This is a genomic window from Ferrovibrio sp. (assembly GCF_029255545.1).
Classification (GTDB): Bacteria; Pseudomonadota; Alphaproteobacteria; order Ferrovibrionales; family Ferrovibrionaceae; genus Ferrovibrio.
The window spans coordinates 1-20,266 of the sequence record NZ_JANLJJ010000036.1 but is presented as its reverse complement, the minus strand read 5'-3'; the positions used below and the strand labels follow the sequence as shown (position 1 = coordinate 20,266).

The 20,266-nt window shown below is 65.1% G+C and carries 19 protein-coding genes; 7 read left to right on the top strand and 12 right to left on the bottom strand.

Going from position 1 to position 20,266, the window contains the following annotated elements; translation table 11 throughout:
- Positions 1 to 62: 62 nt before the first annotated feature.
- From Q1J79_RS06765 to sugE, 5 genes are all read left to right on the top strand, one after another.
- Positions 63 to 605, top strand: coding sequence for a peroxiredoxin (locus Q1J79_RS06765; protein ID WP_300298323.1), 543 nt, complete (start codon positions 63 to 65; stop codon positions 603 to 605).
- 74 nt (positions 606 to 679) lie between these two features.
- Positions 680 to 1,246 (top strand): carboxymuconolactone decarboxylase family protein, encoded by a 567-nt coding sequence (locus Q1J79_RS06760; RefSeq protein WP_300298321.1) that lies wholly within the window; start codon positions 680 to 682, stop codon positions 1,244 to 1,246.
- 318 nt (positions 1,247 to 1,564) lie between these two features.
- A complete protein-coding gene (locus Q1J79_RS06755) occupies positions 1,565 to 4,096 on the top strand; it encodes a methyl-accepting chemotaxis protein (protein WP_300298318.1) in 2,532 nt (843 codons plus the stop codon).
- Between the two features lie 12 nt (positions 4,097 to 4,108).
- Entirely contained in the window at positions 4,109 to 4,636 is a 528-nt protein-coding gene (locus tag Q1J79_RS06750; RefSeq protein ID WP_300298315.1) for a PAS domain-containing protein, read from the top strand.
- A 153-nt stretch (positions 4,637 to 4,789) separates the two neighbouring features.
- Complete coding sequence (gene sugE / locus Q1J79_RS06745) at positions 4,790 to 5,101, top strand: quaternary ammonium compound efflux SMR transporter SugE (protein ID WP_300298312.1); 312 nt, start codon at positions 4,790 to 4,792, stop codon at positions 5,099 to 5,101.
- A 4-nt stretch (positions 5,102 to 5,105) separates the two neighbouring features.
- Here sugE and Q1J79_RS06740 read toward each other — a convergent pair whose 3' ends face one another.
- The 9 genes from Q1J79_RS06740 to Q1J79_RS06700 all read right to left on the bottom strand — a co-directional run bounded on the left by Q1J79_RS06740 (position 5,106) and on the right by Q1J79_RS06700 (position 14,216).
- The gene (locus Q1J79_RS06740) at positions 5,106 to 6,305 is read right to left on the bottom strand and encodes a hypothetical protein (RefSeq protein WP_300298309.1); all 1,200 of its coding nucleotides are present in this window, start codon (positions 6,303 to 6,305) and stop codon (positions 5,106 to 5,108) included.
- Positions 6,306 to 6,360: 55 nt separating this feature from the next.
- Positions 6,361 to 6,801 (bottom strand): NfeD family protein, encoded by a 441-nt coding sequence (locus Q1J79_RS06735; RefSeq protein WP_300298307.1) that lies wholly within the window; start codon positions 6,799 to 6,801, stop codon positions 6,361 to 6,363.
- A gap of 2 nt (positions 6,802 to 6,803) precedes the next feature.
- Positions 6,804 to 7,766: an SPFH domain-containing protein gene (locus Q1J79_RS06730; protein WP_300298304.1), complete on the bottom strand. Its 963-nt coding sequence runs from the start codon at positions 7,764 to 7,766 to the stop codon at positions 6,804 to 6,806.
- Positions 7,767 to 7,850: 84 nt separating this feature from the next.
- Positions 7,851 to 8,573 (bottom strand): ABC transporter ATP-binding protein, encoded by a 723-nt coding sequence (locus tag Q1J79_RS06725; RefSeq protein WP_300298302.1) that lies wholly within the window; start codon positions 8,571 to 8,573, stop codon positions 7,851 to 7,853.
- Position 8,574: 1 nt separating this feature from the next.
- Entirely contained in the window at positions 8,575 to 9,330 is a 756-nt protein-coding gene (locus Q1J79_RS06720) for an ABC transporter ATP-binding protein (RefSeq protein WP_300298299.1), read from the bottom strand.
- Positions 9,327 to 10,598 (bottom strand): branched-chain amino acid ABC transporter permease, encoded by a 1,272-nt coding sequence (locus tag Q1J79_RS06715; protein ID WP_300298296.1) that lies wholly within the window; start codon positions 10,596 to 10,598, stop codon positions 9,327 to 9,329. Before Q1J79_RS06715 ends, Q1J79_RS06720 begins: the two co-directional genes overlap by 4 nt.
- Before the next feature lies 1 nt (position 10,599).
- Positions 10,600 to 11,550: a branched-chain amino acid ABC transporter permease gene (locus Q1J79_RS06710; RefSeq protein WP_300298293.1), complete on the bottom strand. Its 951-nt coding sequence runs from the start codon at positions 11,548 to 11,550 to the stop codon at positions 10,600 to 10,602.
- A gap of 95 nt (positions 11,551 to 11,645) precedes the next feature.
- Positions 11,646 to 12,821, bottom strand: coding sequence for a branched-chain amino acid ABC transporter substrate-binding protein (locus Q1J79_RS06705; protein ID WP_300298290.1), 1,176 nt, complete (start codon positions 12,819 to 12,821; stop codon positions 11,646 to 11,648).
- A 195-nt stretch (positions 12,822 to 13,016) separates the two neighbouring features.
- Positions 13,017 to 14,216, bottom strand: a complete 1,200-nt coding sequence (locus Q1J79_RS06700; protein WP_300298287.1) for a serine hydrolase — start codon at positions 14,214 to 14,216, stop codon at positions 13,017 to 13,019.
- 301 nt (positions 14,217 to 14,517) lie between these two features.
- Between Q1J79_RS06700 and Q1J79_RS06695 the strand changes: the two genes are divergently transcribed.
- On the top strand, positions 14,518 to 15,270 hold the full coding sequence (locus Q1J79_RS06695; RefSeq protein WP_300298284.1) for a FadR/GntR family transcriptional regulator: 753 nt from the start codon (positions 14,518 to 14,520) through the stop codon (positions 15,268 to 15,270).
- Between the two features lie 110 nt (positions 15,271 to 15,380).
- On the opposite strand, the gene Q1J79_RS06690 is transcribed toward Q1J79_RS06695, so the two are convergent.
- Both Q1J79_RS06690 and Q1J79_RS06685 read right to left on the bottom strand, forming a co-directional pair.
- Positions 15,381 to 16,592, bottom strand: a complete 1,212-nt coding sequence (locus tag Q1J79_RS06690) for an ABC transporter substrate-binding protein (protein WP_300298281.1) — start codon at positions 16,590 to 16,592, stop codon at positions 15,381 to 15,383.
- A 116-nt stretch (positions 16,593 to 16,708) separates the two neighbouring features.
- Entirely contained in the window at positions 16,709 to 17,641 is a 933-nt protein-coding gene (locus Q1J79_RS06685; RefSeq protein ID WP_300298278.1) for a serine hydrolase, read from the bottom strand.
- Between the two features lie 415 nt (positions 17,642 to 18,056).
- Between Q1J79_RS06685 and Q1J79_RS06680 the strand changes: the two genes are divergently transcribed.
- Positions 18,057 to 18,260: a DUF1127 domain-containing protein gene (locus Q1J79_RS06680; RefSeq protein WP_300298276.1), complete on the top strand. Its 204-nt coding sequence runs from the start codon at positions 18,057 to 18,059 to the stop codon at positions 18,258 to 18,260.
- A gap of 176 nt (positions 18,261 to 18,436) precedes the next feature.
- On the opposite strand, the gene Q1J79_RS06675 is transcribed toward Q1J79_RS06680, so the two are convergent.
- Positions 18,437 to 20,266, bottom strand: a 1,830-nt coding sequence (locus tag Q1J79_RS06675; RefSeq protein ID WP_300298273.1) for a phosphate acyltransferase, incomplete at its 5' end; no start/stop codon positions are given.

Here is a 20,266-nt window from a genome sequence, read left to right as displayed (position 1 = left end):
GTGACCAGCCCCGCCGCCCCGGACCTGAGACCGTTTCGTATCCAAGAGAGGAGCCTATCCAAATGCTGACCATCGGCGACAAGTTCCCCGACTTCACCCTCAAGGCCGTCGTTTCGACCGACCCGAAAAAGGCCTTCACCGACATCTCGAACGAGTCCGACAAGGGCAAGTGGAAGGTCGTGTTCTTCTGGCCGAAGGATTTCACCTTCGTCTGCCCGACCGAGATCGCCGCCTTCGGCAAGCTGAATGGCGACTTCAATGATCGCGACACCGTTGTCTACGGCGTGTCGACCGATTCTGAGTTCGTCCACCTGGCCTGGCGCAACAACCACGCCGACCTCAAGGACCTGCCGTTCGCAATGCTCGCTGACATCAAGCGCGACCTGAGCCAGCAGCTTGGTATCCTCGACAAGGCCGAAGGCGTCTGCCTGCGCGCCACCTTCATCGTCGATCCGGAAGGCATCATCCGTTTCGTCTCGGTGAACGACCTCAGCGTCGGCCGCAACCCGGCCGAGGTGCTGCGTGTGCTCGACGCCCTGCAGACCGACGAGCTTTGCCCCTGCAACTGGCAGAAGGGCGAAGAGGTTCTCAAGCCCGCCGCCTAAGGCACTGACCGATTCCGCCGCGCTGCGTGCAGCGCGGCGGGTCTCCGGCCGCAAGATATCAGAGGGATTTTGTCATGAGCCTCGAAAGCCTGAAGAACCACCTGCCCGACTATGCCCGCGACCTCAAGCTCAATCTGGGCTCGCTGGCCACCGAGCCGGGCCTGACCGAGCAGCAGCGCGCCGGCACCTTCGTCGCCTCCGCGCTCGCCGCCCGCGAGCCGTCCACGATCCGCGCCATCCTGGCCGAATTCGGTCCGCAGCTTTCCCCGGAAGCGCTGACCGCCGCCAAAGCTGCTGCCGCGATCATGGGCATGAACAACATCTACTACCGCTTCGTCCACCTGATGGGCGAGGGCGGTGGTGAGAATCAGTACAAGACCCTGCCGGCCAAGCTGCGCATGAACGTGATTGCTAAGCCCGGCGTCGAGAAGGCCGATTTTGAACTCTGGTCGCTTGCCGTCTCGGCCGTGAAGGGCTGCGGCATGTGCCTGGTCGCCCACGAGCATGAACTGCGCAAGGCCGGCATGACCGCCGAGCAGGTGCAGCAGGCTGCGCGTATCGCCGCCGTGGTGCATGCGGTGGCCGTCACGCTCGACGGCGAAGCCGCCATGGGCGAGGCCCTGGCCGAAGCCGCCGAGTAAATACCATCCGAATATCTGCCGGGCCTCCCGCCCCTCCGCCCGGCAGATGCTGGGGCCGCCGCGCCAGTCCCCGTCTCGCAACCGCGGCGGCCCCATATTTTTTTGCTCTGCCGGAGCAGGCGACGGCTGGTGCCTCCCGGCCATGCTCTTCAAACCATAACGATAATTCATAGCACCCCTGCACCCGCGCCTCCGCCCTTGTCCGGGCCGGCCGGGCCGGATAGGCCTGCTGCACCGCACAACGGGATGTTAACCATCCCGCCGCAATAGTCCGTATAAGGATTTAACGGATCTTCCAGGCAGTCAAAGGGGTGGGTTATGCGTATTCGCAGCAGTTTCCTGGCATTGATGCTGGTCATCGCCGTGATCGTGCTTGGTGTCACCGGCGTCATGATCCGCGAGGCCTATCAGGATCGCCAGAGTGCCATCACGGCGCGTGGGCTCGCTGCCGTGCAGGGCGAGCTGATGCGCCTGAACGAGCTGATCGGCATCGAACGCGGCGTCGATAACGGCGCCCTGCTGGACAACAAGACCTACGATCCAGGGGCCGACAATATCGCCAGGCCGCGCGCCAATACCGATGCCGCCTTCAAGCGGGTGCTGGATCTGGGCCACGTCACGGCCAACCGGGCCATCGACATCGCACGTATCGAAAAGGCCCGGGCGACGGTGGTGGAGTGGCGCCGCAAGGTCGATGCCGCCATCGTCAGGCCGCTGGCCGAACGCCCCGCCGAGGTGGTGAAGAGCTATTCGCCGGCCTTCGTTGACCTGGTTGGCAACATGACGCCGGCCCTGAACGCCATCGATGCCGCGATCTCGCGGGCCGACAGCGATGTCGCCTCGCCGATGAGCATCGCGCGCCTGGCTGCCGACATGCGGGCCCTGGCCGGCGCCCGCGGCACCGTGATGGTGAACGTGATCGTCTCGGGCAAGCCGATCGCGCCGGAAACCAATGTGCGCTATGCCGACTATACTGGCCGCATGGAGGCGCTGTGGGGCCGCATCGCCATGACCATGGCGATGATCGATGCCGGCGCCGAACTGAAGGAGATGGTGCAGAAGACCGAGGCGGGCTATTTCAAGACCGGCCTGCCGGCGCTTTATGCCGAAATCCGCGCTGGCAGCGACAAGGGTGGCCAATGGCCCTTCACCGCCACTGAATTCCGTACGCGCCACAATCCGCAGCTCTATGTCGCCGGCCACCTGCGCGACGCCGCCGTGAACGAGGCGCTGCGCGTGGCCGACATGCTGATCGCCGAACGCACGAACAGCCTGGCCATCCAGTCGGCGGTGGCCGCCCTGGCCGTGCTGCTGGTGATCGGCGGCGCAGTGTTTTTCCTGCGCCGCGTGGTCAGCCCGCTGGGCGCGATCACCGGCACCATGACGCGCATCGCCCAGGGCGAAGCGGCCGAAATCGGTTATGCCAACCGCAAGGACGAAGTCGGCGACATGGCCCAGGCGCTCAGCGTGTTCCAGCGCAATGCCGAGGAAAAAGCGAAACTGGAAGCCGGGGAACGCAGCCGCGCCGAGGCCGAGGCGAAACGCCTGGCGGCCCAGCGCGAGGCGGAAGCTGTGATCAGCCGCGAGATCGCGCAGTTCTGCGCCGCCGTCGGCGAAGGCAATTTTTCGGACCGGATTGACCTTGCCGGCAAGGATGGCGTGTTCCGCGAACTGTCCCAGCAGCTCAACGGCCTTGCCGATACCATGCAGGGCGTAATGCGTGATCTGGGCGCGGTGCTGCAGGCGCTGAGCACCGGCGACCTGACCCGCTCGACGGCCGGACAATACAAGGGCGCTTTCGCCGCCCTGGCTGATGCGGCCCGCGATACCGTGGCGCGGCTGCGCGATTTCGCCGGCCAGCTGGGCGAAAGCGCGTCGCTGGTGCGTAATGCCTCGGCCGAGATTTCCTCAGGGTCGCAAGACCTGGCGCAGCGCACGGAATCGCAGGCGGCATCGATTGAGGAAACTGCCGCGTCGATGCACCAGATCACCGCGACGGTGAAGCAGAATGCCGACAACGCCCAGGCCGCCAGCCAGCTGGCCATGGCGGCGCGCGAGACGGCGGAGAAGGGTGGTTCCGTGGTCCGCGATGCGGTCTCGGCCGTGACGCAGATCGAGGAAAGCGCCCGCAAGATTTCCGACATCGTCGGGCTGATCGACGAGATCGCCTTCCAGACCAACCTGCTGGCGCTGAACGCCTCGGTGGAAGCCGCCCGCGCCGGCGAGGCTGGCAAGGGCTTTGCCGTGGTGGCGCAGGAAGTGCGCGCCCTGGCGCAACGTTCGGCCAATGCCTCGAAAGACATCAAGGCGCTGATTCAGGACTCCAATGCCCAGGTGAGAACCGGCGCGACCCTGGTGAACCAGACCGGATCCTCGTTGACGGATATCGTCAATGCGGTGAAGAAGGTGACCGATATCGTCGCTGAAATCGCGGCGGCCAGCAGGGAACAGGCCACCGGCCTGGATCAGATCAACACCGCCGTCGGCACGATGGACGAGATGACCCAGCGCAACGGCGCGTTGGTGGAGGAGACGTCGGCTTCGGCCCAGAACCTGGCCGGTCAGGGCCGGCAGCTGGCCGAACTGGTCGGATTCTTCAAGACCGGCGAGAGCTCCGCGCCGGTGGTTCCGGCCACAACCATTCCGACACGAGTGGTCAGCGCAAAACCCGGCAAGGTAACGCCTGTTGTGTCCAGTCTGGTATCGCGGCCAGCATCGAAGCCCGCGTCGCGACCGATGGTGAAGCCCGTCGCCAAGCCTGTCGCGACCATAAAGCCTGCAGTGAAGCCGGTGGTCGTTGCTGCCACGGCATCGCCCCCGGACGAAGGCGACGACTGGCAGGAATTCTGATATTCAGGCCCGATGACCGAACGGGCCGACAAGACAGCATCGAAACATCAGCAGGCGCATGTGCGTAATGTCGTCTGCGCGACGCCAGAGATGGTGGCATCGCATATTGCCGATGCCCGGCTGCTGCGCCTGCTGCGGGACTGGGATGGCTGGCGGGCCGGCCGTAGCCTGCCGGCCCGCGGCGATTTCCGTCCGGAAGGACTGCAGTACCTGCTCGGCCATCTGTTCCTGCTCGACATCCTGCCCGGGCCGGACGGGCCGCGGTTTCGTTACCGCCTGTTCGGCAGCGCGGTGACGGTGTATCGCGGCTTTGACCTGACCGGCCAGTTCCTCGACCAGCATCCCGATCCCGCCTTTGCCGCCCGCGCCCATCTGGCCTATCTGCAGGCGGTGCAGGCGCGCCTGCCGCTCTGGGCCAGCGTCGCCGGCATCACGGCCGATGGCCTGTCAGCCAATTTCGAAGGCCTGATCCTGCCGCTGGCCGGCGATGGCGAATCGCCCGACATGGTGCTGTCGGCGCAGATCATGACACCGGCTTGACCACGCGTCGGCTTGATCATGCGGGGCCGCGACCCCATATCGGCCCAGCCGGGACGACCCGGCTTCCACGTATCCATCCGGTAGGGACGCCCCTGCCATGATGTCACAGCGCACCGGCGCCGGACGTCTGACAGAGCGAAGGAGCAATTCGCTATGGCATGGATCATCCTGTTTATTGCGGGCCTGACCGAGGTCGGCTGGGCGGTTGGGCTCAAATACACCGATGGCTTCACGCGGTTCTGGCCCAGTCTGGTCACTCTCGCATCTATGGTTCTGAGCATCCTGCTGCTTGGCCTGGCGCTGAAAAGCCTGCCGCTCGGCACTGCCTATGCAATCTGGACCGGCATCGGCACCGCGCTTCTCGGCATTGTTCTGTTTGGCGAAAGCGCCGCCGCATTGCGACTGGCCTGCATCGGGCTGATCGTGGCCGGCATCGTCGGGCTCAAGCTGGCGACGCCGGCCTGAGGTTTCAGCCGCGGGCGCGGCGTCCCGGCGCGTTGAGCAGGTATTTGCGCAGCAGCGCCAGCCGGCGCGCCATCTGAATGGTGCGCGGGTGGCCGACGGCCTCAAGGCCCTTGGTCAGGGTTTCGAATCGCGCATTGGCTTCGGCGAAGCGGCTGTTGTCGTAATCCTCCAGCAGGGCGCGCACCGCCTCGATGCCGAGATCCTGCTGTTCCAGCTCGCGGTAAAGCTCAAGCGGCATCAGGGCGAAATAGGCCGGCGCGCCGCACAGCTTGACCAGCCGCATGGATGCCGGCGGCAGCATGGCGCGCTGCCGGTTCTTCTGGAAAGAGCGTTCCAGGAACAGCAGCAGCCCGTCGGTGCGCAGGTCGATCTGCTCAACCAGTCCCGGCTCGCTGCGGTCGGGCCATATCGCCAGGATATAGGCCTGGCAGGTCATGATGGCGCCGGCATAATCCAGTCCTTCGGCCGTGCGCAGGTTCTCGCCCACCTTGGCAAAGCGGTGGAGCGAATCCTTCAGCGTACCGAGGTCGCCCATGTCATGCGCGGCGAACAGGTGGATGCGCAGCAGGGTCAGCGTATCCAGCTCCTTCGCGATGCTCGGATAGTCATACGGGAATTGCAGGCGCTCCCTGGCCAGGCGGTTGATGATGGCGATCGCCTCGGCCGGCTGGCGGCGCCCGCGCAGCATCTCGGCGCGCGCCATGTCGATGCGCTGGCGGTCGAAGGTCATGTCGGGGTCCTGCAGGCCGGCATAGCGGCGGTCGAATTCCCGCAGCACCCGCTCGGTCTCGTCGAAATAGCTTTCGTCGCTGAGCAGCAACGCCATCGAGCCCAGCATGTCGCCCAGCAATTCGGCATGCTCCTGGCCGCTGTCGCCGCCATGGCGCAGCACGGCGTGGCAGGCGTCAATCGCGACGCGGTTGATGCGGATGCTCAGTTTGGCGATGCAGAAGCCGGCCTCAACCGGCAGAACCAACTCTGGCGGCAGGCCGAGCAGCAGGGCGACGCTGTAGGCCAGCACGGCCTCGCGCAGATCGCCTTCTGCATGGGCGGCGACCGCCGCCTTGGCGGCCGCGACGGCGATCTCCTGGTTCTGCAGTCCGTCGGGTTCCGGCTTTGCCGCGTCCTGGGCCTGCGTGCCGAAGAAGAGCGCGCCGCCCAGCAGCAGGGCAGCGGACAGGAGCAGGATGCGCAGGAACCGCATGGGTCGAAGCGTCCGTTATGTCTGGCCCGTGATCAGCATCCGCCGGCCGCCGCGATCAGGTTTTCGCTTCCACGGTCAGCAGCACGCCATCGCTGCCGGTGATGACCACCAGGCTGCCGGCGGGAAGATCTGGGCCCTGCACCGGCCAGATGCTGTCGCCCAGAATCACCTCGCCGCGGCCGGCGACGATGGCGCTTTCCAGGATGGCGGTCTGTCCGATGAACCGGCTCGAACCGATATTGACCGCCACCTCGGCCTGGCCGCGCCGGCGGCGCAGGGCGATGCCAAGCCCCAGCGAAAGCACGGCCAGCACGGCGAACAACCCGATCTGGCCGGCGAAGGACAGCTCGGGCGCGACCAGCATCGCCAGCCCGACCAGGGCGGCGGCGATCCCGATCCAGATCACCACGTTGCCCGGAACAAGGATTTCCAGCACGGCCAGGGCGACGCCGGCGGCGAGCCAGTGCCAGGCCAGGAGTGTGAAGGGCGCCAGCATGCTCAGGCCTTTGTCTCGCCCCAGGGCTTCGGCGTCGCCGGCGCGCTGCGCGATTGCGCCTCCTTGGCCAGTTCGGCGATGCCGGCCAGGCTGCTGATCACGCCGGTCGCCTCCATCGGCATGAAAATCAGCTTCTGGTTCGGGCTGTCGGCCAGCCGGGCGAAGGCTTCGATGTATTTCTGGGCGACGAAGTAGTTGATCGCCGCCATGTTGCCGCCGGCGATCGCCTCGCTGACGGCCTGGGTCGCCTTGGCCTCGGCATCGGCCAGACGCTCACGCGCCTCGGCATCGCGCAGGGCGGCGTCGCGGCGGCCCTCCGCCTCCAGCACGGCGGCCTGCTTGCGGCCCTCGGCGCGCAGGATCGCCGCCTGCTTCTCACCTTCCGCCGCCAGGATTTCGGCGCGCTTGCTGCGCTCGGCGATCATCTGCTTGCCCATGGCGTCGAGCAGGTTCTGCGGCGGCTGGATATTGCGGATCTCGATGCGGGTCGCCTTCAGGCCCCAGGGATTGGTGGCCTGGTCGATCACCGACAGCAGGCGGCGGTTGATCTGGTCGCGCTGCGACAGCACCTCGTCCAGATCCATGGCGCCGATCACCGACCGCACGTTGGTCATCGCGAGGTTGCTGAGGGCGAGGTTGAGATTCTGCACCTCGTAGGCGGCCTTCACCGGGTCGAGGATCTGGTAGAACACGATGCCATCGGCGGTCACCGTGGCATTGTCCTTGGTGATGACTTCCTGCTCGGGGATGTCGAGCACGGTCTCCATCACCGACATGCGGCGCCCGATCTGCTCGATATAGGGAATGATGATGCTGAAGCCGGGCGTCAGCGTGCGCATGTAGCGGCCGAAGCGCTCGACCGTCCATTGCTGGCCCTGCGGCACGGTCTTCACGCCGGCGAGGATGGTGATGATGACAAGCGCCGCCAGAACGATCAGGACGATCACTGAGGGTGACAGATCCATGGGGAATGCTTCCTTCCTGCCGATGACCCGCAGGAAGTGTTATGCACGCATAGGCAGCCGGGCAAGCGAATTCTGCTACCCGACCTAGACTTCCAGCCATTCCTTGCGGATGGCGGCGTCCGCCAGCAATTGCTGCGGCGTGCCCTCGAACACCATATGGCCGTGGCCCATCACATAAAGCCGCTGGCAGATCTTCAGCGCGATGGTCAGCTTCTGCTCGACCAGCAGGATCGAGATGCCGCGCGCGGCGATCCGCTCCAGCAGCTTGCCGACATGCTCCACCATCATGGGCGACAGGCCCTCGGTCGGCTCGTCCACCATGATCAGGTCGGGGTCGCCCATCAGGGTGCGGCACATGGTCAGCATCTGCTGCTCGCCGCCCGACAGCACGCCGGCCGGCGTGTCGGCGCGCTCTTCCAGGCGCGGGAAGATCTCGAACATGTCCTGCATCGACCAGCGGCCGCCGCCCCGGGTCGATTTCTGGCCCAGATACAGGTTCTCGCGCACGGTGAGGCCGGGGAATATGTCGCGGTTCTCCGGCACATAGCCTAAGCCGAGCCGGGCGATCTCGTGCGGCTTGCGGCCGACGATCTGCGCGCCCTTGAACAGGATCGAGCCCTGCGGCGGCACGTCGCCCATGATCGCCTTGATCGTGGTCGAGCGGCCGACGCCGTTGCGGCCCAGCAGCGAGACGATCTCGCCCGGCTGCACCGTGAAGGTCACGCCATGCAGGATATGGCTCTTGCCATAGAAGGCATGCAGGTCGCGGACATCGAGCATCGCGCCATTTGCGGTTTGGCTGGTCATGTCAGTGCTCCGTCTCCAGCGCCTGTCCGAGATAGGCCTCCTGCACCGCCTTGTTGCTGCGGATCTTCACCGGCGTGTCGCAGGCGATGATCTGGCCGTAAACCAGCACCGAGATGCGGTCGGCCAGGTCGAACACCACGCCCATGTCATGCTCCACCATGATCAGGGTGCGGCCCTCGGTCACCTTGCGGATCAGCGCCACGAAATGCGCGGTCTCCGAGCGGCTCATGCCCGCGGTCGGCTCGTCCAGCATCACCACCTCGGCGCCTCCGGCGATGGTGATGCCGATTTCCAGCGCGCGCTGCTCGGCATAGGTCAGCAGCCCGGCCGGCATCATGGCGCGCTCGGCCAGCCCGATCTGCTGCAGCACGGCCTCGGCGCGGTCGTTGGCGTCTGTCGCCTTGCGGATGTTGTGCCAGAAGGAATAGCGGTAGCCCATCTGCCACAACACGGCGCAGCGCAGGTTCTCGAACACGGCCAGGCGCGGAAAGATGTTGGTGACCTGGAAGCTGCGGCTCAGGCCCCGGCGGTTGATCTCATAGGGTTTCAGGCCGGTGATGTCCTCGCCGTTCAGGCTGATGCGGCCGCTGCTCAGGGGGAAGCGGCCGGAGATCAGGTGGAACAGGGTCGACTTGCCGGCGCCGTTCGGGCCGATGATGGCATGGCGTTCGCCTTTCGCCACCTCCAGCGAGACGCCACGGATGATCGGCGTGGCGCCGAAGCTCTTGTGCAGGTCGTCGAGGGCGAGCGCGGTCATCGGGCGGCCTCCGCGAAGGCGGCGGTCAGCCGCGGCGCCCAGCGCCGGCCGAGCCACAGCCCGGCGCCCAGCAACGCGGCCGCGACGATCCAGGGTGGCGCGGCATTGGAGGCGAAGGCGAAGCCCGCCAGTTTCATGGCCGGGCCGTCGCTGGCCGCCTTGACCAGCTGGTGATGCGCCGCCTCGATCAGCAGCACCAGCCCGGCCAGCCCCATCGCGCAGGGCACGGCCATCACCGCGTAATGCGGCAGCACGCGCAGCAGCGTGCCGCGCTGCCACAGCGGCAGATGCAGCATGATCAGGCCGGCCATGCCGCCCGGCGCGAACATCACCATCATGATGAAGATCAGGCCGAAATACAGCATCCAGGCCCCGGTGATGTCCGACAGCATCACCTGCAGCAGGGTGACCAGCACGGCGCCCATGATCGGGCCGAAGAAATGGCCGACGCCGCCGATATAGGCCATCAGCAGCACCACGCCCGACTGCGCGCCCGAGATGTTGACCGCGTTCATCAGCTCGAAATTGATCGCGGCCAGTCCGCCGGCGATGCCGGCGAAGAAGCCGGCGATGCAGAAGGCGATGAAACGCACCATCTGGGTCGAGTAGCCGACGAATTCGGCGCGCTCGGGATTCTCGCGCACCGCGTTGCACATGCGGCCCAGCGGCGTGCGGGTGAAGGCGAACATGGCGATGATGCAGACGAAGCACCAGGCGGCGATCAGGTAATAGACCTCGATCTGCGGCCCGAAGCGCACGCCGAACAGGGTCAGCATCTTGGTGCGGTTCGCCGTGATGCCTTCCTCGCCGCCGAAAAAGCCGCGCAGGATCAGCGACAATGATGCGATCAGCTCGCCCAGGCCCAGCGAGATCATGGCAAAGACCGTGCCGGCCCGCCGCGTGGAGACGGCGCCGAAGATGATGCCGAACAGCAGACCCATGGCGCCGCCGGCCAGCGGCAGCAGGGGCAGCGGGATCGGCAGCCTGTCGGCGGCGATGGTGTTCATCGCATGCACGGCGAGGAAGCCGCCCAGTCCGTAATAGACCGCATGGCCGAAGCTGAGCATGCCGGTCTGGCCCAGCAGCATGTTATAGCTCAGGCTGAACACGATCATGATGCCCATCAGGCACATGGTGGTCAGCGCCGCGCCGGAGGTGAAAATCTTTGGCAGCACGATCATCACCGCGGCGGCGAGGATCCAGATGCCGTAGCGCTTCGCCAGGTCGAGCGGCAGAGAGGCGGGTTTGGTCATGGTGGTGATCGCCATCTCAGCTCTCCCGCGTGCCCATCAGGCCGGTGGGCCGGAAGACCAGGATCAGCACCAGCATCAGATATGGCACCACCGGGCCGATCTGCGCCACCGTCACCTGCCACAGGTCGCTCAGCACGCCCTGCAGCGGCCGCGCCATGCCCAGGCTGGCGAGCGCATCGCCCAGCGAGTAGTTGATGGCGATGGCGAAGGTCTGGATCAGGCCGATCAGCAGCGAGGCGATGAAGGCGCCGGGCAGCGAGCCCAGGCCGCCGAACACCACCACGACGAACAGGATCGGCCCCAGCACATGGGCCATGCTCGGCTGGGTCACCAGGGCCGGGCCGGCGATCACACCAGCAATCGCGGCCAGGCCGCAGCCGCAGCCGAAGACCAGCATGAACACCTTCGGCACGTTGTGGCCCAGCATGGCCACCATGTTGGGATGGCTCAGCGCCGCCTGGATGATCAGGCCGATGCGCGAGCGCGTCAGCACCATCAGCAGCACCAGGAAGATCGCCACCGAGATCAGCAGCATGAACATGCGGAAGGCGGGATAGGTGGTGCCGAACAGCTCGAAGGCGGGGAAATCCAGCAGGGGCGGCACGCGGTAATCGACCGGCAGCTTGCCCCAGACCATCTGCACCAGCTCCTCGATCACGAAGGCTAGGCCGAAGGTGAACAGCAATTCGGCGACATGGCCCCATTTATGCACCGTGCGCAGGCCCCAGCGCTCGACTCCGGCGCCGATCAGGCCGACCAGCACCGGGGCGACGATCAGCGCGGTCCAGAAATTCAGCCACTGGCTGAGCTGGAAGCCGAAATAGGCGCCCAGCATGTAGAAGCTGGCATGGGCGAAATTCAGCACGCCCATCATCGAGAAGATCAGCGTCAGGCCGCTGGCCAGAAGGAATAGCAGCATGCCGTACAGCACGCCGTTCAGCGTCGAGAAAATCACCAGTTCCAGCACGCACGCCCCCGTTACGCTCGATACCGACACTACCACAGCAGGACAGACGTCGCGGCCCCGGTTTTCACCCGGGGCCGCCCGTCAGGCAAGCCTGCTCAGCTTGGTTTGGCCATCTTGCAGGTGGTGGGGACGTCGGTATTGCCCATCGGGATCTTGGCGGCGGTGCGCCAGCCCCAGCCGGTATTCTCCTCGTCGAACTTCATGTCGCCGGCCAGCGGGGTCAGGTTCGAGATATACATGTCCTGGAAGAACTGGTGGTCTTCCGCCCGCATGTAGGCCTCGGTGCCGTAGATCAGCTTGTACTTCATGCCGCGCAGCTTCTCGGCGAACACCTTCGGATTGTTCGACTTGGCTTCGTTCATCGCCTTGGCCAGCATCTCCATCTCGTTGCGCACGCGCGGATACCACCAGCCCTGGCCGGCGCTCTTCTTGCGGAAATCCTGCTCCCAGGCATGGTTTTCCGGCGTGTTGACGTTGGCATGGCCTTCGGTGATCTGGAACACGCGGTCCTTCAGCCCGGTCTGCTTGATCGCGGTCGGGCCGCCGGCGCCGCCGGCATAATAGGTGTACCAGTCGACCTGCAGGTTGGCGTCGGCCGCGGCCTTGAGCAGCAGCGCGATGTCGCTGCCCCAGTTGCCGGTGATCACGCTGTCGGCGCCGCTCGCCTTGATCTTGGCGACATAGGGCGCGAAGTCGGTGATCTTGGCCAGCGGATGCAGCTCGTCGCCGACGATCTGCACGTCGGGCCGCTTGGCCTTGACCATCTCGTTGGCGGCTTTACGCACGGCATGGCCGAAGGAGTAATCCTGGTTGATCAGGTAGACCTTCTTGATGCCCGGCTTGCCCTTCATGTAGCTGGTCAGGGCCTGCATCTTGATGTCGCTATGGGCATCCCAGCGGAAATGCCAGTAGCTGCATTTGTCATTGGTGAAGGCCGGATCGACCGCGGCGTAGTTCAGGTAGACCACTTCCTTGCCGGGATTGCGGTCGTTGTGCTTGTTGACGAAATCGATCATCGCCGCCGCCGCGCCCGAGCCGTTGCCGAGCGTGAGGATGCGGGCGCCGGCATCGATCGCCTTCTGCGCCGCGATCACGGTTTCCTGCGGGCTGAGCTTGTTGTCGAAGGTGATCAGCTCCATCTTCTGGCCGTTCACCCCGCCCTTGGCGTTGATCTTGTCGATCATGTACTGGAAATGCTTCACGCCATGCTCGCCGATCGGCGCCATGGCGCCTGAGAGCGGATCGATGAACGCGATCTTCACCTGTGCCATGGCTGGTGCTGCCAATCCCAGGCCGGCTGCCAGAGCAGCAACGGCAAGGCCTGTCCCATAACGACGAGTCGGCATTGTTTCCTCCATCTTTTATGTCACGGCGGCTTCCGGTCCGCCGATCCGCCGCTCACGCGGCGAATTCCTGTGTTCGGTTCTGCCTGTCTGGTGTTCAGGTCCTGCGCGGCGTGTTCTCTCTCACTTCACCATCGCCGCATAGACCATGTTGCGCACCAGGGCGCGGTAGGTCAGTCGCTGTTTCGGCGACTGCATCATGAAGACGACGAACATCTTCTCCTTCGGATCGACCCAGAAATAGGTGCCGCCGGCGCCGCCCCAGTAATAGTCGCCGGCGCTGCCGGGATCGGCCGAGACGCCGCCATCCTTGCGCACGCCGAAGCCCAGGCCGAAGCCATAGCCGGGGCCGGGCAGGAAATAGGGCCCCGGAACGACGCCCATACCCATATGGTCAGAGGTCATGTAGGCCAGCGTCTTCAGGCTCAGGTAGCGCTTGCCGTTCTGCGCGCCGCCGTCCAGCAGCATCTGCAGGAAACGCGCGTAGTCCATCGCCGTGCCGGTCAGGCCGCCGCCGCCGGATTCATATTTGCCGGCCTTGCGCGGATCGAAGAATTCCACGCCGCCGCCCAGGCTGCGGTCATCGGGGAAGGGCTCGGCCACGCGGGGCTGCTTCGCGGCATCGGTGACGAAAAAGGCCGTGTCCTTCATGCCCAGGGGATTAAGCAGGCGATCCTTCAGCACCTGGCCCAGCGGTTTCTTGTCCACCACTTCCACCACGCGGCCGAGGATGTCGGTGGAATGGCTGTAATCCCAGACCGTGCCGGGCTGATAGGCCAGCGGCAGCCTGGCGATGCGTTCGGCGAATTCGGCATTGTCGAATTCGCCGTCCATCACGCCGGCCTCGCGATACTGCGCCTTCACCGCGCCGACGCCGAAAAAGCCGTAGGTGATGCCCGAGGTATGGCGCATCAGGTCCTGGATGCTGATCGCGCGCTGCGCCGGCACCAGTTCAAGCACGGGCTTGCCGTCGGGGCCCGGCTTTTCCACGCCGACCTGTGGCTTGGTGAAGGCCGGCACATAGCGGGCGAGCGGATCGCCCACCGCAAGGCGGCCTTCTTCCACCTGCATCATCGCCGCCGCGGTCACGATCGGCTTGGTCATCGAATAGATGCGGAAGATGGTGTCCCGCGTCATCGCTGCCTTGGTCTGCGGGTCGCGAACGCCCATCGCCTCGAAATAGGCGATCTTGCCCTGGCGTGCGATCAGCAGCACGGCGCCGGGAATGATCCCGGCCTCGGAATCGGCTTTCAGGCGGGTGGTGATGCGGGCGAGGCGGTCGGCGGCGAAGCCAAGGGCCGCCGGGTCGCCCTGCGGCAGCAATTCCGCGGCCCGGGCTCCGGTTGAGGCTGGCCTGTTCAGGCCAGACAGTGGAGCGTGCAGTGCAAAACCAACGGCAAGGACGGCCAGCAAGGACCGTCCGAAACGGCGCACTCTCATCAGCGTGGCCTCCCTGGACCATTTTTATTTTGCTTGGCGACCATGATTGTCGGACAATCCGACCTAAGTCAAACACTCAATTGCTGGACCCGGCTGGCGCAAATGCCGATCATCGCCCATTCTGCCGGTGGTCGCGAATCGCTGCGTCGGCCGCGCCGGAAACGGGTTCGGGATCGGGGGATAAATGTCTGAGTCGGCCGAGAAATTCGGACGCATCACACCGGTGCCGGCCTACCAGATGGTGGCCGAGGCGATCGAGCGCGAGATCCTGTCCGGCCGTCTGCGTCCCGGTGATCCGATCGGCACCGAGGCCGAGCTGGTACGTCAGTTCGGTGTCAACCGCTCCACCGTGCGCGAGGGCATCCGCCTGCTCGAGCAGGGCGGCATGGTGCATCGCGATTCCAGCCGCCGGCTTGCCGTCGGCCTGCCGCATTACGACCGGCTCGCCACCCGCGCCAGCCGCGCGCTGATGCTGCATCAGGTCAGCTTCCGCGAATTGTGGGAAGCCACCATGGCGCTCAGCCTCGCCTCGATTGAGCTGGCCGTCGAACGCGCCACGCCGGAAGAGATTGCCGGCCTGGATGCCAATATCGCCGCCACCGAAGAGGCGATGGACGATCCCGCCGCGGTGGCCGCGCTCGACAGCGAATTTCATCTGCTGCTGGAAAAGACCGGCCGCAATCGCGTGCTCGAACTGGCGCGCGAACCGTCCAACATGCTGATCTATCCCACCACCAACGTGGCGGTGCGCGCCACCGAACACGGCGCGCAACGCCTGATCGAGGCGCACCGCATGCTGGTGGAATCGTTGCGCCGCCGCGACATCGAGATGGCGCGGCTGTGGACGCGGCGCCACCTCACCGACTGGCGCAAGGGTTTCGAGAAGGCCGGCATGGATCTCGACCAGCCGGTCGACCTCGTCACCGGCATGGCGTGACTATCCTATAAACCGTCATGCTCGGGCTCAGGAATATCCTTCCAGGCCGAGCATCCACGAGTTTTTAAAAGCACGCGTGCAGGCCGGTCACAACAACCGATTGGCGCGGCCTACAGCGCCCCCATCTTGCACGAACTCGGCAGTGCGGTCTCGGCCGCCTTCACCACGCCGGCCGTTTTCCAGCCCCAGCCGGTCTTTTCCTCGTCGTATTTCATCGTGCCGTCCAGCGGACCGAGCGAGGCGACATACAGATCCTGCAGCAGCTGGTGGTCGCTGCCGCGCATGCCGGCGGTCGCGCCATACATGGTCTTCGCCGTGGATTGCGCCAGCAGCGGCTGCAGCTTGCGCGGTTCGGCGCTGCCGCTTTTCACCACGGCATCGTTCAGCATGTCCATCAGCAGGCGGATGCGCGGCACCACGAAATTGCCGCCGAAACGCGCGCGGTAGTCGTCTTCGATCCTGTCTTGCTGCGGCAGGTTGGCATGGCCTTCCACGACGGCGAACACGCGATGCGCCAGACCGGTCTGCCGCACGATGGTCGGGCTGCCGACGCCGCTGGCGTAATAGGTATACCAGCCGGCCTGCAGGCCGGCATCGGCCGCCGCCTTCAGCAGCAGCGCCAGGTCGTTGCCCCAGTTGCCGGTGATCACGCTGTCGGCGCCGCTCGCCTTGATCTTTGTCACATAGGGTGTGAAGTCGTTGATCTTGGCCAGCGGATGCAGTTCGTCGCCGACGAATTCGATATCCGGCCGCTCGGCTCTGATGAATTTCAGCGCGGTGGCGCGCACCGCCTGGCCGAAGGAATAATCCTGGTTGATCAGGTAAACCTTCCTGATGTCCTTGCGTGCGCCGATGAATTTCGCCAGCGCCAGCATCTTCATGTCGGTATCGGCGTCGTAGCGGAAATGCGCCGGGCTGCATTTGTCGTTGGTCAGCGCCGGATCGGCGGCGGCGTAATTCAGATACAGCGCGGCCTGCTCCGGATTGCGCTCATTATGCTTGGCGATGAAATCGGTCAGCGCGCCGGCGGCGGCCGAGCCGTTGCCCTGCGCGATGATGCGGATGCCGGCATCCAGCGCCTTCTGCGCCTGCACGATGGTTTCCTGCGGGTTCAGTTTGTTGTCGTAGCCGGTGACCTCGAATTTCACCCGGTCGCCCGACAGCCGCTCGGCCATGAAGCGGAAATGATTCAGGCCGTTCTGCGTCACCGCGGCCATCGGGCCCGACAGCGGATCGATGAAGGCGATGCGCACCGGCACCTGCGCCTGCGCGAAGGTCGACAGGGCGAGGAAAACAACAGCAAGAAAAGCGAGAATGCGCATGGAAACTCCAGAGTAAAACCTGCGCGGAGGGTAAGAAAAAGCCGCCGCGTGGCAAGTCGCGGCGGCTGAAATAAAACGAATGTGTGCTGACAGTTATGTCAGCAACAGATCACATCTTATCTCTTCACTACAGCCGGTAGAACATGCTGGTTGAGTACAATGGGGCCGATGACCCCCTGCAGCCCGCTATTATACAAACCCGTCGTCACCACGATCACGGCATCCAGCGCCGGAACCACATAGACGCGCTGTCCACCAAGGCCAAGGCCGGCGGCCCAGTCGATTTGTTGCTGATCCAGCAGCGAGCGTCCGAGCCACCACTGATAGCCGTAGAAGAATGGACTCTGGCCGTTGATCTGCGGTGTAATCGAGGCTGCGATCCAGCTTTCCGAAACAATCTGTTTGCCCCGCCAGCGGCCTTTGTCCAGCACCATCTGGCCGATCCTCGCCAGATCGCGTGGTCGCAGCCGCAGGCCCGATGCCGTTGCCGGTTCGCCATCCGGCTGATACGGCATCCATTCGAAGTCGCGGATGCCTAGTGGGGCAAACAACTCTTCCTTCGCCAGCATATCGATGCGGCGGCCGGATACCTTCTGCAGGATGCCACCCAACAATGCGGTAGCGCCGCCGCTGTAATTGTAGACCTTACCCGGCTCAACTACGACAGGCTGTTCCAGCACATACCGCAGGCGATCCTTGGCAAACATCATGCGGATTTCGCTGTTGGCCGGATTGGTGTAAGGCAGATTTTCATCCCAGGCAAAACCAGCTGCCATCATCAGCAGATGGCGGATGGTGATGCGGTCCTTCTCTGGTGTGCGCAGGTCGCCATGTTCGGGAAAGAAAGCAAAGGCCGACTGGTCGATAGACAGCCAGCCCTTGTCAACGGCGATGCCGGTCAGCAACGACACAACACTTTTACTGATCGAGCGCAGGTCATGCAGCTTGCCTGCATCGTAGCTGACAATCCCCAGCGGCGCGCCATAGCGTTCGTCCGTGCCTGTAAAATACTTCTCATAGACTAGGCTGCCGTGGCGCAGCACCAGCACGGCATGGGCATTGGCCTCTTTCCACGCCTCGAAACGCGCGCCGATGGAACACAGCAGGGCGGCATCCATGCCGGCGTTCTGCGGCGTCGCCACGGCTAGGCCGTCTTTCAGGTCTGCCGGTGGCGCGCAGTCCTGCGCAAGGACTGCCGGGGCCGATAGCAGGGCGGCCAGAATGACGAAGCGGGCGATCATGACGCTGAAGCCTAGCACGGAACGCTGGCCCGGCGAATGCGGCAGATATTTCTGCGATTGACTTCGCGCCGCGTCGTATTATCTTCGCCGTTACCGGGCTCACGACAACCGCCCGGTCAGCGACCTCCATTCAATCCGGATCATGGGCCGCCAAGCGTTGTCTCGCTCCACCAGGAGGTGAGACATGTCTTGTGGCGGTACGCATTCCCCATCCCAACCGCAGATGCTGCGGCCCGATCTCGCGGCCGTGCCCTGGCACCTGCCGTCGCCATTCGGCTGGTTCGCCTGGCTCGTCTATCTGCAGGCGCGCTGGCGCATCCGCGAAGAACTGGCGGCCTTGACCGATGCGCAGTTGCGCGATGTCGGTCTGACACGCGGGCAGATCGAGGTCGTGCTGGCGCGGCCATTCTGGCATAGGGCAGACTAAGGGGTGACGTCATGCCCGGGCTTGGCCCGGGCATCCACGAGTTCCTTTTCGGCATTTTAAAAGGAACTCGTGGATGGCACGCCTGAAGCGTGCCATGACGCATTTTCCGGGGCAACGCGCGTTATGTGCGGCCCCACGGCCGCGTCAGCGCGCGTTTTACGCCGTCCGCGCCCGTCTTAGCGGGCGTTGTAGGCTGCTAGCGCCGCAAGGTTGACGATGTCGCTGACGCTGGCGCCCATCTGGGCGATCTGCACCGGTTTTTCCAGGCCGACCAGCAACGGGCCGATCACGGTGCCGCCGCCCAGCTCCTGCAGCAGCTGCGAGGAGAGCAGGGCGGAGTGGATGCCCGGCATGATCAGCACGTTGGCCGGGCCCGACAGGCGGTTGAAGGGATAGATCTTCATCACGTCGGGATTGAGGGCGGCGGCGGCCGACATCTCGCCGTCATACTCGAACTCGGCGCCATGGCCGCCGGCATGCAGCGCGTCGAGCTCCATCACGGCCTGGCGCACCTTTTCCACCACGCCACCCGGCGCGTTGCCGAAATTGGAATGCGACAGCAGGGCCACGCGCGGCTCATGGCCCATCTGCCGGGCAATCGCCGCCGCCTGCACCGCGATCTGGCAGAGGTCCTTCGCCTCGGGCAGCTCGGTGATGGTGGTATCGGCCATGAACACCGTGCGGCCCTTGGCGACGATGATCGAAACGCCCATCACGCGCTGGCCGCGCTGGGCATCGATCGCCATGCGGATGCCGTCATAGGACACCGAATAGGTGCGGGTCACGCCGGTGATCATCGCGTCGGCATGGCCATTGGCCACCATGCAGGCGCCGAACACGTTGCGATCCAGGTTGACCAGGCGCTGGGCGTCGCGCTTGAGCATGCCGCGGCGCTGGTGGCGCTTGTAGAGGAACTCGGTATAGCGCGCATTATGCTCGCTGATGCGGGCATTGTGGATCTCGCAGCCATCCAGGTTCTTCAGGCCGATGGCCTGCATGGTCGCCTCGATCCGCTCGTTGCGGCCGATCAGCACCGGCGTGCCGTAGCCGGCATCGCGGAAAGCCAATGCGGCGCGGATCACGGTTTCTTCCTCGCCCTCGGCGAACACCACGCGTTTTGGATTCGCCACCACCTGGTCGAAGAAGATCTGCAGGCTGCCCACCGTAGGGTTCAGCCGCGCCCGCAGCCTGGCGGCATAGGCGGCCCAGTCGGTGATCGGCTTGCGCGCCACGCCGGATTTCACGGCCGCCTTGGCCACCGCCAGCGGCACGTCGACGATCAGGCGCGGATCGAAGGGCGAGGGGATGATGTAGCCGGGACCGTATTTCGGGCGGTCGCCCTTATAGGCGGCAGCCACCTCGTCGGGCACGTCCTGGCGCGCCAGCATCGCGATGGCCTCGGCGGCGGCGATCTTCATCTCGTCGTTGATCGTCTTCGCCCGCACGTCCAGCGCGCCGCGGAAGATATAGGGGAAACCCAGCACGTTGTTGACCTGGTTCGGATAGTCCGACCGGCCGGTCGCCATGATGGCATCGCCGCGGGTGGCGGCGACTTCCTCCGGGGTGATTTCGGGATCGGGATTGGCCATGGCGAAGATGATCGGGTTGGCCGCCATCGAGCGCACCATCTCGGGCGTCAGCGCGCCCTTGGCCGACAGGCCGAAGAAGATGTCGGCGCCCTTCATGGCGTCTTCCAGGCTGCGCGCCGCGGTCTTCACCGCATGGGCCGACTTCCACTGGTTCATGCCCTCGGTGCGGCCCTGGTAGACCACGCCCTTGGTGTCGCAGAGGATGACATTCTCATGCCGCATCCCCATCGCCTTCATCAGCTCGGTGCAGGCGATGCCGGCGGCGCCGGCGCCGTTCACCACCATCTTGGCGTCCTTGACGTCGCGGCCGGTGAGCTGCAGCGCGTTGATCATGCCGGCGGCGGCGATGATCGCGGTGCCATGCTGGTCGTCATGGAAGATCGGGATGTCCATCAGCTCGCGCAGGCGCTGCTCGAT